Raw genomic sequence first — 12,963 nt, 5'->3', positions numbered from 1 at the left:
CTCAGCGGCCGTCTCGACTCCGGGATCCCGTCCAATACGCGGCGTCGGGGCTGTCCTCGCGGGGAGAACCCCGGAGGGGTGGGCACCGTGAACCCGCGGCGGTGCAAGTTGCGGCGGTGCCTGGAAGCGGCTTCGCCGCTTGCCTGACGCCAACCGCACCACCGCCACACAGCCGCTTGCAGGGTGCGCGGGCTCTTAGGAGCACAAGCCAACCCGCAGACCTTCCAATTGCGGGGGTATGTCGGGTGCTGGCCGTAGTCTGGGCGCGATGAGCACCGCAGACCCGTCGGGTGCCACCCCGCCCGGCTACGACGAGCACGATCTTCGGCGGCTGCTTCCCGAGCCGCCGAAGCTGGCCGTGCCGACGGGGGCTCGTTCGGACGACCGCAGCCCATTCGCGCGGGACCGCGCACGGGTGCTGCACTCCGCGGCGCTGCGCCGGTTGGCGGGGAAGACGCAGGTCGTCGGCCCGGAAGAGGGCGACGTGCCGCGCACCCGGCTGACCCACTCGTTGGAGGTGGCGCAGATCGGGCGGGGTATCGCCACCGCCCTGGGCGCCGATCCCGATCTCGTGGACACCGCGGGCCTCGCGCACGACATCGGGCATCCGCCGTTCGGGCACAACGGCGAACGGGCGCTCAACGACCTGGCGAACGGCTGCGGCGGGTTCGAGGGCAACGCGCAGACCCTGCGGATCCTCACCCGGTTGGAGCCGAAGTTGACCGAGTCCGGTGATGTTGGCCGCGGCCTCAACCTGACCCGCGCGTGCTTGGACGCGGCGACGAAGTACCCGTGGCCGAAACGACCGGGCCGGGCCAAGTTCGGCGTCTACGCCGACGACCTGGCGGTGTTCGAGTGGCTGCGCGAAGCCGCGCCGCCGGACCGCCGGTGCCTGGAGGCCCAGATCATGGACTGGGCCGATGACGTGGCCTATTCGGTGCACGACGTCGAGGACGGGGTGCTGTCGGGGCGGATCTCGCTGCGCTCGTTGACCAGCGGCGACGAGCGCGCCGAGATCGTCCGGATGGCCGACAAGCACTTCTGGGGCGACGGTCCCGAGAACACCGCCGGGCTGCTCGAACGAGCTGCGGCGGAGCTGGTGCGGTGGCCGGTGGTGGCCGCGGTGCTGGACTACGACGGGACGTTCCGCGCGCAGGTCGCGCTGAAGCGGCTGACCAGCGAATTGGTGGGTCGTTTCGTGGCCGCTGCGGTGACCGGGACGATCGAGCGGTTCGGGCCGGGGCCGCTCACCCGGTACCGCGCGGACCTGGTCGTGCCCGAGCCCGTGGTGGCCGAGGTCGCGGTGCTCAAAGCGGTCGCGCTGCGGTACGTGATGAGCGATCCGCAGCGGCTGCGGATGCAGGAGCGGCAGCGGATGTTGCTGACCGAGCTGGTGTGGGCGTTGGCCGAGGGAGCCCCCGAGTCGCTGGACCCGGCGATGGCGTCGGCCTGGCGGCGGGCGGCCGACGATGCGGCGCGGTTCCGGGTGGTGTTGGACCAGGTCGCGTCGCTGACGGACGCGCAGGCGATCGGATGGCATCGAAAGCATGTACGGAACGTGGTAACCCCTATGTGACATTCATCCGAAAGGGGAGAGTTGATCTGATGTTTACCGTCAGTATCATTACTCAGAGTGCTGTCCGGCGAATCCCGAACGTCGGCGGCACAGCCCCGATCCCCGTCAGGTTGTCCGCGCGCGGCGCACCGACAACCCGCGGCCCGGCCCCGAGCCTCCGGGTCGCAAGGAGACCCCGATGCGCAACCGGCACTACATCCAGAAACTCGTCGTCGGAGGCGAGCCGTACGTGAACACCGACAACCTGGCCGACTGGGTCACCGACCTGCGCTGGCAGGACCCGGCGGCACAGCGCGCGGCGCACTACATCGCCCAGGAACTCCGCCTGATGGGCCTGTCGGACGTCGAAGAATCCATCCGCTGACCGCCCGCGTCGCGCAGGGGTCGTGACCGGCGAAGCAGGCAAGAACCCGCCACCTCGTCACGAGCCACGGGCCGTGCTGGGCTGGCAGACTCGGGATCAGCCCGAGTCTGTCGACGCGGAACGGAGCGCAGCGGCGTGAGCGAACACCTCGACTTCAGCCTGTCCTTGCACCGGCGGCTCGCCCCGCCGGTGGACCGCCCGTTCTGCTGGTCGCCGTATTCGGTGGCCAGTGCGCTCGGGCTGGCCGCGACCGCGACCGGCGGCCAGACCAGGGAAGAGCTGGTCAACGCGCTGCGCACCGAACCAGCCGGGCTGCTCGAACTGCTCGGCTGCGCCGCGGAACTGACCACCGGCTCGGCCGCCGAACCGCCGGTGCTGGCGGTGGCCAACACCCTCTGGGCGCACGAGGCACTGCCCGTCGAGGAGTCCTACCTGCTCGCGCTGAAGGACTGGCCCGGCAGCGCGGTGCGCAACGCCCCCTTCCGGACTGATCCGGAGAAGTCCCGACAATTGATCAACGCTGACGTCGCGGAGACCACGCGCGACCTCATCCCCGAACTGCTGCCCGCCGGTTCGGTCGATCCGGAAACGGTAGCCGCGCTGGTCAACGCGCTTTACCTGAAGGTGTCCTGGCGGGAAGCGTTCGACGAGAAGGCCACGACCGAGCGGCCGTTCCACGCCCCCGCGCGCGACCGGGAGGTGCCGACCATGCACGCCACCCGCCGCTTCGGCCACGCCGCGGCGGAAGGTTGGCAGGTCGTCAGCCTGCCCGCGGCCGGGGGAGTCGAGGCGGTGGTGCTGCTGCCGGACACCGACCTGGAAACGGCCGAACCCGACCTCGACGCCGCTCGGCTGGGCAGGCTGCTCGGCGCGGTGGAGCAGCAGCGGGTGGAACTGTTCCTGCCGAAGTTCGACGTCACCGGCGACGCCGAACTGACCAGGTCGCTCGGTGCGCTCGGAGTGCACACCTTGTTCACCCGAGCCGCGGATTTCGCGCCGCTGACCGACCAGCCGCTGCGGGTTTCCACGATCGTGCACCAGTCGGTCCTGGAAGTGGACGAAAGCGGCCTGGAAGGTGCCGCGGCGACGGCGGTCATGATGCGGCTGACCGCGATCGTCCGGGAACCGGAGCCGATTCGCGTCGAGGTGGACCGGCCGTTCCTGTTCCTGGTGCGCCACCAGGAAACCGGAGCGGTCTACTTCCTCGCCCGCATCACCGATCCGAGCTGACGCCCGCCACTACCAGGGCACGCGGGTGAGCTTGTCCGGGTTGACGATGTCGAAGATCGCCGCCGGTCGGCCGTCCCGCACCGCCAGCGTGAACACGTGGGGCTCGGGCAGGGTGTCGGTGCCGGGGAACAGCATCCCGAGATCGCCGTTGACCAGCACGGGTCGGAACTCGCCGACCAACCCGTCGCCGTACTTCGCCAGCAGTCCGACGATGAAGCGGGCAACCTTGTCGATGCCCGCCACGGGACGGCGCGCCGTGCGCGCTTTGCCGCCGCTGTCGCCGTAAACCGTGACCGTCGGGTGCAGCACGCGGGTGATCGCACCGATGTCCTTGGACGCCACCGCGGCGAGGAATTCCTCCAACACCTTCTGCTGCTCGGGCAGCGGTACTCGCGGCGGCGGCTCGGCGTCGGCCATCACCCGCCGCGCCCGCGACGCGTGCTGCCGCGCAGCCGCGACGCTGCACCCCAGCACCTCGGCGATCTCGGCGAACGGCACATCGAAACCGTCGTGCAGCACGAAGGCCAGCCGCTGGTCCGGCGGCAGCTCGTGCAGCACCCGCAGCGCCGCCATCCGCAGATCGTCCTGACCGGCGACGATGTCACCCGGATCCTGATCGAGCGAGCTCACCAGCGGTTCCGGAAGCCACGGCCCGACGTACTGCTCGCGTCGGACGGCCGCCGAGCGCATCCGGTCCAGGCACAACCGGCTCACCACGGTGGTCAGCCAGCCACCCAGGTCGCGGATGTCCTCGCGGTCGGTCGACGCCAGCCGCAGCCAAGCGTCCTGGACGGCGTCCTCGGCGTCGGCGAGCCGACCGGTGAGCCGGTAGCCGATGCCGATCAGCCGACTGCGGTGCTGGTCGAATTCCGCGGCGAGCGCGGCGTTGCTGGCGGACACGCCCAAGATTCTGCCGCACCGCCACGCCACCCCGAAGGTGACGATCACAATGGCCCTAGACTGGGTTGCGTGGCAGGCAGGATCCGGGATAGCGACATCGCCGAAGTGCGCGAACGCAACCGGATCGACGATGTGGTGGGGGAGTACGTCGCGCTGCGCAATGCCGGTGGCGGCGCGCAGAAGGGCCTGTGCCCGTTCCACGACGAGAAGACGCCGTCGTTCAACGTGCGGCCGAGCCACGGCACCTTCCACTGCTTCGGCTGTGGCGAGGGCGGCGACGTCATCGCCTTCCTGATGAAGATCGAGCACCTCGGCTTCGTCGAATCCGTGGAGCGGCTGGCCGACCGGGTCGGCCTCCAGTTGCAGTACGAAGGCGGCACGCCGGGCCCGAAGCGGGACCGCGGCACGCGCGCGCGAATGGTCGAGGCGCACCGCATCGCAGCCGAGTTCTACGCCGAGCAGCTCCGCTCGCCGGAGGCGCTGAAGGCCCGGGAATACCTGTCGCAGCGCGGTTTCGACGAGGCGGCGGCCGAGCGCTTCGGCTGCGGTTTCGCCCCGTCCGGTTGGGACAAGCTCACCAAGTTGTTGCTGGTGAAGGGCTTCGAGCTGGACGAGCTGATCAAGGGCGGGCTGTCCAAGGAAGGCCGCCGCGGCCCGATCGACCGGTTCCACCGGCGCCTGCTGTGGCCGTTGAAGGACCTCAGCGGCGACGTGGTCGGCTTCGGCGCGCGGCGGCTGTTCGACGACGACCCGATCGAGGCCAAGTACGTCAACACCTCGGCCACCCCGATCTTCAACAAGTCGCAGGTGCTCTTCGGCATCGACCTGGCCAAGCGGGAGATCGCCAAGCGCCGCCAGGCCGTGGTCGTGGAGGGCTACACCGACGTGATGGCGATGCACCTGGCCGGGGTGCCGACGGCGGTGGCGTCCTGCGGAACGGCGTTCGGCGACGACCACATCTCGGTGCTGCGCCGACTGATGATGGACGACGACGCGTTCCGCGGCGAAGTCATCTTCACCTTCGACGGCGACGATGCCGGGCAGAAGGCGGCGTTGAAGGCATTCGACGGTGAGCAGCAGTTCGCCGGGCAGACCTACGTGGCGATCACCCCGGACGGCATGGACCCCTGCGAGCTGCGGGAGACCAAGGGCGATGCGGCGGTGCGCGACCTGGTCGCCCGCCGTCGGCCGCTGTTCGAGTTCGCCATCCGCAGCCTGCTCACCGAATACGACCTGGACTCGGTCGACGGCCGAGTCGCGGCGCTGAAGCGAACCGTGCCGCTGGTCGCGCAGATCAAGGACCCGGCCAGCCGGGACGGCTACGCCGCCAAGCTGGCCTGGTGGGCGGGCTGGAACGACGAGAACCAGGTGGTGCGCCGAGTGCGGCAGAGCGCTGGCACACCGGTGCGGACGCGGCGGCGTCCCCGGCGCGACGAGGCGCAGCACTCGCTGGGCATGGACGTCGACCTGCCGAAGCGCCCGCCGCGCCACGACCCGCGGTTCTTGCAGCGCGAGGCGCTGAAGGCGGCGTTGCAGGCACCCGCGTTGGCGGGGCCGCTGTACGACTCGTTGCCCGAGGAAGCGTTCACCGAGCCCTTGTACGCCGACCTGCACCGCGCGTTGCTGTCCGCTGGGGGCACGACGTCCGGGCTCGCCGGAGCGGCCTTCGTGGACGCGGTGTCGCAGCAGTGCGAGAGCCAGGTCACCCGCAGCCTGCTCACCCAACTCGCGGTCGAGCAGTTGGAGATGCAGTCCGAAGAGGATCCGCGCTACGTGGCCGCGGTGATCGCGCGGCTGCAGGAACGGCTGGTCAGTCGCCAGATCGCGGACATCAAGTCCAAGGTGCAGCGCATGTCGCCGCTGGAGGACGCCGAGGAGTACAACGCGCTGTTCGGCGACATGGTCGCGCTGGAGGGCTACCGCAAGGCGTTGCTGGACCAAGCTATGGGAACGCTGTGATCTCCTGGCTGCGGCAGCTGATCGCGCGGCTGAGCGGCACGGCGGAGGTGCCCGCGGACTTCCCCGGCACCTTGGCGGCCGACGAGCAGGTCTTGGCGGTGGCGAAGACCGCGGACGGCGCGCTGGTCGCCACGCATCTTGGGTTGTGGCTGCCCGAAGGCCGCCGCCTCGGCTGGCACTTGCTCAGCAAAGCGACCTGGCAGAACGACGTGCTCACGCTGGTCGAGGCCGAGGAGACGGGCTCGGCGGGCGGCGCGGTGCTGCTGCACGACCAGCCGAGCCGTCGACTCCCGCTGATCGAGCCGGGGCGGCTGCCGGACGTCGTCCACGAGCGCGTCAACCAGTCCATCCGCTCCCGGCACCACCGCGACCTGCCCGGCGGCGGCGCGTGGTTCGTGCAGCGCAAGGTGCCCGGACAGGACGGGATCGTGTTGCAGGTGCGGGCCGATCGGGGCGCGGACGAGACGGCGGTGGCCGAGTTCGCCGCGACGGTCGCCGAGCAGTTGCGCCAGGTGAAAGGTCCCGACCGGGACTGATTCCCGCTCGACACCGACGAACCCGCCGATATACAGTACGTGCGTACTGTTAAGGAGGCTCGGTGTGTGGGATCCGCAGAAGTACCTGACCTTCAGCGATCAACGCGACCGCCCGGCCCACGACCTGCTGGCCAGGGTCGGGGCGGTTGAAGCCCGCCGGGTCGTGGATCTCGGCTGCGGCGCGGGAAACCTGACCTCGCTGCTCACCGACCGGTGGCCCGAGGCGACTGTCGAGGCAACTGACGTGTCGCCGGAGATGGTCGCGGCGGCCCGAGCCCGCGGCGTGCCTGCGAGGCGGGAAGACGTCCGGGACTGGAAACCGTCGTCGGACACCGATGTCGTGCTGTGCAATGCGGTGCTGCAGTGGGTGCCGGAGCACGTCGAGCTGTTGCAGCGCTGGCTGACGTCGTTGCCCGCCGGAGCGTGGTTCGCGTTCCAGGTGCCGGGCAACTTCGAATCGCCGTCCTACGTGGCGATCCGGGAGCTGCTCGCGGAGCCGCGCTGGCGAGATCGAGTGGATGGTGTGCTGCGCTCGGACTCGGTGCTCTCACCGATCGGCTACGCGGACGTGCTGACCGACCTCGGTGCGGACGTCGACGCCTGGGAGACGACCTACATCCACGCGCTGCGCGGTGCTGATCCGGTGCTGGAGTGGGTAACGGGAACGGCGCTGCGACCGGTCCGAGCGGCCCTGGACGATGTGGAGTGGGAGGAGTTCCGCGCGGCGCTGGCGCCCCGCCTGGCGGCGGCGTACCCGCAGCGTGCCGACGGCACGACCTGGTTCCCGTTCCGCCGCATCTTCGTGGCGGCAAACCGGCGCTGACCAGCGGTTTCACCGAACCGATCAACGGCAAGGGGGGCCGCTGAAAAGCCCGGCGAGCATGGGCTAAAGTAGTCGTTGTCAGCGCGAAGAGCTGACGAGCACAAAACAATATTCCTCCGTAGCTCAATTGGCAGAGCATTCGGCTGTTAACCGAAGGGTTACTGGTTCGAGTCCAGTCGGAGGAGCATCACCCCAGGTCAACGGCCTGGGGTTCTTCTTTCGGGGCCGAGATTTGGCCCCGAGGGTGCAGAATCGCGGTGCCGCGCCCATCGTGGCCTGTGGGGTTGTGGCACAGGTCCCAGCGGCGTGGCGAAACTCCCTTCCCCGGTCGGAATCCGACCGGTCTGGGATTCACCGAGAACGATGTCGGCCCGAACGCTGACGTTCGAAATGCTCACGGCACCTGCCCCTCTACTCCGTTGCAACAGGTCGTCCTAGAGCGCGCCGGTTCGAGCCCGGATCGCCTTGCGAAGAGTGATCATCCTGGAATCGTGGAATGTGCGTGGACCTGATCGACGCGCCCGCGATCGTGAGGATTCATTCGGCCCAGGACCGCCCGAAGCGCCGACACCGTCTGTCCGTTGTGGACTGCGTGGTGATTCTTGAGGCTGGCCACGGACGTGCTCCGACTCCGCGTAGCCGACCTCACCGGACGGCTACCTCCGGCTGCAAAACGGAATGACTCAGTCCGCCGACCTTCACGAGGAGCTGGGGTTGGAGCGGGCGACCTTCGGCGGTCACCTGCTCCGAACGGATGGGCCCGTGTGCGGTGGCCCCACGCCGATCCTCGAGAACTGCGCGTCGATGGACACCAGGTTCGCCTGGAAGCCTTCCACACCCTCGATCAGCACACAGTAAGCATGACCAGCCCCAACGGGCGCCGAATGGTCCTGCTGGTCGTCCCTGCGTCCGGACAAGACAGCGTCGCCTCCCCCGACGATCTGCTCGCCGATGATCGAACACCGGGTCCCACCGCTGACACGCCCATCCCGCAGCCTGCGGAGGCGTCGCCCGAAGCCCGCTGGGAGACCGACGGCGGCCACCTGCGCACCGTCAGGTAGACGCGCACTGCTGACGGCGCACGTCCACAGCTCCTGAGAGAGATCAAGCTACTGGAAGCGCTATGTGGTCATGGGGTGGTGCGACTGACCGATGGGTGCCGCAATGGCGCGCCGATGGCATGCAGATGCCGCAGCACCTGCGCGTAGGAACTGAGCAGGCCGCACTGGCTGTACGAAAGTCCGCGGCTGGTGCAGAACTCGTGCACAAGCTGCTGGGCGTGACGCAGGTTCGGCCGTGGCATGCTGGGAAAGAGGTGATGCTCGATCTGGTAGTTCAGACCTCCGAGCAGGAAGTCGACGAACCGGCTCCCGCGAATGTTGCGGGAGGTGAGCACCTGCTTGCGAAGGAAGTCCAGCTTGTCGGCCGCGGACAGGGTTGGCATGCCCTTGTGGTTGGGCGCGAATGCGCACCCCATGTACACGCCCCACAGTCCCTGATGCACGGCGATGAACACCACCGCCTTCAGCGGCGACAACACCAGGAACACCGCCGCGAGGTAGACGACCATGTGCGCAGAGAGCAGAGCGATTTCTACCCGGTGCGTTTTCACCTCACGCTGTAGTACGGCCTGGATGCTACAGACGTGCAGAACGATCCCCTCAAGTGTCAGCAACGGAAAGAAGAGCAATGCCTGATACTTCGCCATCCACCGGAGGACGCCGCGCTTGGTGCCGGACTGCCTGGCGGTGAACGCCAGGGCACGGATCTCGATATCGGGGTCAGCGTCCTCGTGGTTCGGGTTGGCGTGATGACGCCTGTGCTTGCCGACCCACCAGCCGTAGCTGATCCCCGTGAGAACCCCGTGAACATGACCTACCAGGTCGTTGGCCCGGCGGGAGCGGAAAATCTGGCGGTGCCCGGCATCATGTCCGATGAAGGCCAGCTGCGTGAACACTCCTGCGAAAACCGCCGCCGTGACCACCTGCCACCAGGAGTCACCCAGCACGACGAACGCTACGCAACCGGCCGCGAACAACCCGCCGTTGACGGCCATCTTCGCCGCGTAGTACGGGCGGCGACGCTTCAGCAGACCGCGTTGCTTGATCATCAGGGCCAGCTCGGAGAAGTCACTGCCGCGCCCTGCACTCACGTCACGGGCCGGACGCGCCTCGCCGGGGCGGGGTTTGCCCGCAGTGCCCGCGCCGTCCCGCGAAATGCGCTGCCGGGGCAGCAGGTGTTTCCCACCAGCAGCGCGCATTGCGTCGGAACTCATGATCCCCCCACAGGCCCCCGTATTTCCTATGCCGAGCGACTCGCACTCTCGTGGCGGGCGCCCTGCCGCCCGCCCTCAGCGCGAGGTCCCCGCACAGCAACTACGGTGCAGCTGTTGCCGAGAGCGCGCCACCCGGCGTCACTGATCCATCAGCACATGGCACCGCCGCCGAGCAGCAGCCCGAACCCCGCCGCATCAACGTCGATCGAAGCGACGAGGGCCGCGTGATCGCCAACATCACACGCTCCTGACGGCCCCCGATGTCCTCCCGGCCCTCGATTCTGGACCGGGATGAGGCGGAAGCGTGTACTGGCAGTGCCGGAAACGGCACGTCTATGCGTAACGAGTGAGGTGTGCGCCATGAAGCACCCCGAGGAATACGCGAGGTCAGCCGAGCAGAGCTTGCAGCAAGCGAAGGAACACTCCACCGGGGAGATCCGACAGGCACGCCTGACCGAGGCAGCCGTGTGGGCGCGACTCGCTCTGGCCGCCGCAACGGTCTATGCCGCGGACCGACAGGAGCCCAGCGAGCGGACCTGACACGGCCCGTTCCAGCGCCACGGCCGCCGACCCGACAGTCACTGACTGCTCCCTGCCTGCAAATCCCAGGCCGTGGTTTACCGGCGCCTGCAGATAAGCCCGTGCGGGCGCAAGCGTGCGGCGATGTCGGATTCCCCACTGCCGGTCGAGGAGCTGGTGTGTGGATTGGCAGGTCGCCGTCAGGGGTTTGGTGTTCCTGGCAAGCGGAGGCAGAAGCAGGCGCCTCCGTCGTCGTTGGGCTCGTACCAGGCGTCGCCGCCGGCGGCTTGGGCGAGGCTGCGGACGATCCACAGTCCGAGGCCGGTGCCCCCGGCCTGTTGGTCGGCGCGCGGCGCGTGGCTGAAGCGTTCGAACAAGTGGGGCGCGAACGAGTCCGGGACGCCTGGCCCGCGGTCGCACACCCGAATCTCGACCCGGCCCGATTGCTCGATGGCCCGTACCTCGACAGGTGGGCGTCCGTAGGCGAAGGCGTTCTCCAGGTAGTTGGTGAGCATCTCGGAGAGCTCGTAGCGGTCGACGACGGCCACCAATTCGGGGTCACACGACAGGCTCACGTCCTGAGCTTTCTCCTCGAACTCGGCAAGCCGTTCGAGGAGCGTTTCGAGCACACGCACGGGTTCCGGGGCGGCGCGGATGTCCTCCGCGTCGATCCTGGAAGCAGTGAGGAGCTTGTGCATGAGTGCTTGAAGACGGTCGATGCGAACGACGATCTCATCGATGATCTCGACGGTCTGCTCCTCGCTGAGCCTAGAGCGCCGGTCACGCAGCAGATGTACGAGCAACTTGATCGCGGCGACAGGGGTGCGGAGCTCGTGGGCGGCCACGGCGACCACGGTGGTCTGGCGTTCCAGGGCGGCTTCCAGGTCCTGTTCCGCTTGCTTTCGCCGCGTGACATCACGGAGCGCTGCGACGTAGATGTGCTCGCCGTGCCAAGTCGTGGCGGTGACCCGCATTTCGACCACCCGGGCGGATCCGTCGGGCCGGATCAAGTCGATCTCGCTGGTTTGGTTGACGACTGTCGGGGCACCGAACGCGCTGCCGACGAGATCTCCTGTCGAGCGGGCGAAGAGCATCTCGGCGGCCGGATTGGCGAGACGGATGATCCCTCGCTCGTCGACGGCGATGATCCCGTCCGCCGATGCCTCCACCATGGCCTCGTTTGCCCCGTCACGGAACCCGGCGCCGGTGGTCCGCTCTGACTCGGTGCCTGCCGCCGCACGCTTTTCGGGGCGAGGGTCAGCCATCGGTTCTCGGTCCCTGTGCTCGCTCGGACATGGTCGTCCACTGCGGATCCTCGACGAGGGGATTCGCGGCGAGGATGTGGGAACCACCGTGCAGGGGCTCGCCTACGTGCATGCCGCCACCGTCGATCGTGACCTGCCGGATGCTGTGGTCATGCGCGGTGCCCCGGGCCTGCACGACGGCAATGGCCCGCTGGATCTCGCCAGCGCGTTCGAAGTCGCGGAGCAGGATCGTGACATCGGCGAGGCTTGCGACCTCCACTGCGACTGCGGGGACGAGTGCGGATGCGAGATGGGCGCCGGCCGCCGACGTGAGTAGTGCAGTGATCTCGCGGGGCCGCAGCACAGCACCCAGTGCGATGAGGAAATCAAGCAAAGCCCGTGGACTGGCGACGCGCTCGAGTGCGGACAGCGTGTCGATGACCAATCGGGCCGGTGCGAACTCCGCCACACCGCGCCTGAGCCGGATGAAGTGATCTTCCAGCGACGCCACCTCCGGGTACTCCGACACGACCCGGAGCAATCCGGTCGCTTCCATGGCATCGAGGTCGATTCCCCAACCAGCGGCGTTGCGGCCGAGCTGCTCGCGGGTCTCGTCGAACGTGTAGAACAGGCAGCGTTCCCCCGAGGCGAACGCGGAAGCCGCGAAGTTCAGGCTCGTCAGCGTTTTGCCCGCGCCGGTGGACCCGCTGAGCAGGACGATCGCGTCCCGGTAGAAACCGCCGCCGCACATCTCATCGAGTTCGGCGTTGCCCGAGGAGACGCGGGTCTGCGACGCGCGCTCGCGCGACGAGAGGAATGCGAGGGGCATGACAACGATCCCCTCTTGCGGGTCGATCGCGAACAGCCATTCCCCGGTACGGTGCGGGGCACCTCGAAACTTGACGATCTCGATGGTCCGGCGTCGTCTCTCTTGCTCGAGGACGTTGCGCAGGATGATCACGTTGTTGAGCACGAACTCCTCGACGCCGTACAAAGACACGCCGTCGTGCTCCGCGGCTCGCTCTGCGGTGAGGACCGAGGTGACCCCGAGCATCTCCAGGGAGGAGGCGATCCGGAACAGCTCATGGCGAACGATGCCGATGTCGACGAAACGCGTGAAGATCGCGCCGAGCGAGTCGAGGGAGACGCGGCTGGCACCGATCTGGCGGACCGCGTACTCGATGCGGGCCACCAGTGCGCTGAAGTCGTAGCCTCCGACGGTCGAGGTTTCCTCGATATCGGCCGATGCGTCGACGAAGACCCACTTCCCCTCGCCTTCCCATCGTTCAATGGGGAAGCCCAGCGAGGCAGCGTTGCGGCGAACGTCGGCGGCCGCCTCCTCGAACGTGACGAAGACCCCGGCGTCGTCGAAGCCGCGGATACCGCGGGCGAGGAACTCGACGGCGAACAATGTCTTGCCGCTGCCGGTCGTGCCGCTCACGAGCGTGGCCCGCCCAGCGGGAAGCCCACCCAACGCGACCTGGTCGAAGCCACTGATACCAGTTGGCGTCCGCTCGATCTCGTTGCTGCCGGTCAC

General features: G+C 68.4%; 12 protein-coding genes and 1 tRNA gene. 9 read left to right on the top strand and 4 right to left on the bottom strand.

Going from position 1 to position 12,963, the window contains the following annotated elements; translation table 11 throughout:
- The first annotated feature begins 268 nt into the window (after window positions 1-268).
- The 3 genes from MOQ72_RS26190 (at window position 269) to MOQ72_RS26180 (ending at window position 3,170) form a co-directional block, all read left to right on the top strand.
- The gene (locus tag MOQ72_RS26190) at window positions 269-1,576 is read left to right on the top strand and encodes a deoxyguanosinetriphosphate triphosphohydrolase (protein ID WP_242188318.1); all 1,308 of its coding nucleotides are present in this window, start codon (window positions 269-271) and stop codon (window positions 1,574-1,576) included.
- Window positions 1,577-1,754: 178 nt separating this feature from the next.
- Window positions 1,755-1,940, top strand: coding sequence for a hypothetical protein (locus MOQ72_RS26185; RefSeq protein WP_242188317.1), 186 nt, complete (start codon window positions 1,755-1,757; stop codon window positions 1,938-1,940).
- Window positions 1,941-2,075: 135 nt separating this feature from the next.
- On the top strand, window positions 2,076-3,170 hold the full coding sequence (locus tag MOQ72_RS26180; protein WP_242188316.1) for a serpin family protein: 1,095 nt from the start codon (window positions 2,076-2,078) through the stop codon (window positions 3,168-3,170).
- 9 nt (window positions 3,171-3,179) lie between these two features.
- Here MOQ72_RS26180 and MOQ72_RS26175 read toward each other — a convergent pair whose 3' ends face one another.
- A complete protein-coding gene (locus MOQ72_RS26175; protein WP_242188315.1) occupies window positions 3,180-4,070 on the bottom strand; it encodes a sigma-70 family RNA polymerase sigma factor in 891 nt (296 codons plus the stop codon).
- Window positions 4,071-4,139: 69 nt separating this feature from the next.
- Between MOQ72_RS26175 and dnaG the strand changes: the two genes are divergently transcribed.
- The 5 genes from dnaG to MOQ72_RS44655 all read left to right on the top strand — a co-directional run bounded on the left by dnaG (window position 4,140) and on the right by MOQ72_RS44655 (window position 8,449).
- Window positions 4,140-6,029, top strand: coding sequence for a DNA primase (gene dnaG / locus MOQ72_RS26170; protein WP_242188314.1), 1,890 nt, complete (start codon window positions 4,140-4,142; stop codon window positions 6,027-6,029).
- The gene (locus MOQ72_RS26165) at window positions 6,026-6,565 is read left to right on the top strand and encodes a hypothetical protein (RefSeq protein ID WP_242188313.1); all 540 of its coding nucleotides are present in this window, start codon (window positions 6,026-6,028) and stop codon (window positions 6,563-6,565) included. Before dnaG ends, MOQ72_RS26165 begins: the two co-directional genes overlap by 4 nt.
- A 64-nt stretch (window positions 6,566-6,629) precedes the next feature.
- Window positions 6,630-7,388 carry a trans-aconitate 2-methyltransferase gene (locus MOQ72_RS26160; RefSeq protein WP_242188312.1) on the top strand — a complete coding sequence of 253 codons (759 nt, stop codon included), beginning with the start codon at window positions 6,630-6,632 and terminating at the stop codon, window positions 7,386-7,388.
- A 112-nt stretch (window positions 7,389-7,500) separates the two neighbouring features.
- Window positions 7,501-7,573, top strand: a tRNA-Asn gene (locus MOQ72_RS26155).
- A 435-nt stretch (window positions 7,574-8,008) separates the two neighbouring features.
- Window positions 8,009-8,449: a DUF5994 family protein gene (locus tag MOQ72_RS44655; RefSeq protein WP_308197962.1), complete on the top strand. Its 441-nt coding sequence runs from the start codon at window positions 8,009-8,011 to the stop codon at window positions 8,447-8,449.
- Window positions 8,450-8,517: 68 nt separating this feature from the next.
- Here MOQ72_RS44655 and MOQ72_RS26145 read toward each other — a convergent pair whose 3' ends face one another.
- Window positions 8,518-9,498 (bottom strand): fatty acid desaturase family protein, encoded by a 981-nt coding sequence (locus tag MOQ72_RS26145; RefSeq protein WP_242188363.1) that lies wholly within the window; start codon window positions 9,496-9,498, stop codon window positions 8,518-8,520.
- A 525-nt stretch (window positions 9,499-10,023) separates the two neighbouring features.
- Between MOQ72_RS26145 and MOQ72_RS26140 the strand changes: the two genes are divergently transcribed.
- Window positions 10,024-10,203: a hypothetical protein gene (locus MOQ72_RS26140; protein WP_242188310.1), complete on the top strand. Its 180-nt coding sequence runs from the start codon at window positions 10,024-10,026 to the stop codon at window positions 10,201-10,203.
- Between the two features lie 179 nt (window positions 10,204-10,382).
- Here MOQ72_RS26140 and MOQ72_RS26135 read toward each other — a convergent pair whose 3' ends face one another.
- Both MOQ72_RS26135 and kaiC read right to left on the bottom strand, forming a co-directional pair.
- On the bottom strand, window positions 10,383-11,447 hold the full coding sequence (locus MOQ72_RS26135; RefSeq protein ID WP_242188309.1) for a PAS domain-containing sensor histidine kinase: 1,065 nt from the start codon (window positions 11,445-11,447) through the stop codon (window positions 10,383-10,385).
- Complete coding sequence (gene kaiC / locus MOQ72_RS26130) at window positions 11,440-12,963, bottom strand: circadian clock protein KaiC (RefSeq protein WP_242188308.1); 1,524 nt, start codon at window positions 12,961-12,963, stop codon at window positions 11,440-11,442. The genes MOQ72_RS26135 and kaiC overlap by 8 nt, the downstream gene beginning before the upstream one ends.

This window comes from Saccharopolyspora soli (assembly GCF_022678645.1).
Classification (GTDB): domain Bacteria; phylum Actinomycetota; class Actinomycetes; order Mycobacteriales; family Pseudonocardiaceae; genus Saccharopolyspora; species Saccharopolyspora soli.
This window is presented reverse-complemented; position numbering and strand designations above follow the sequence as displayed.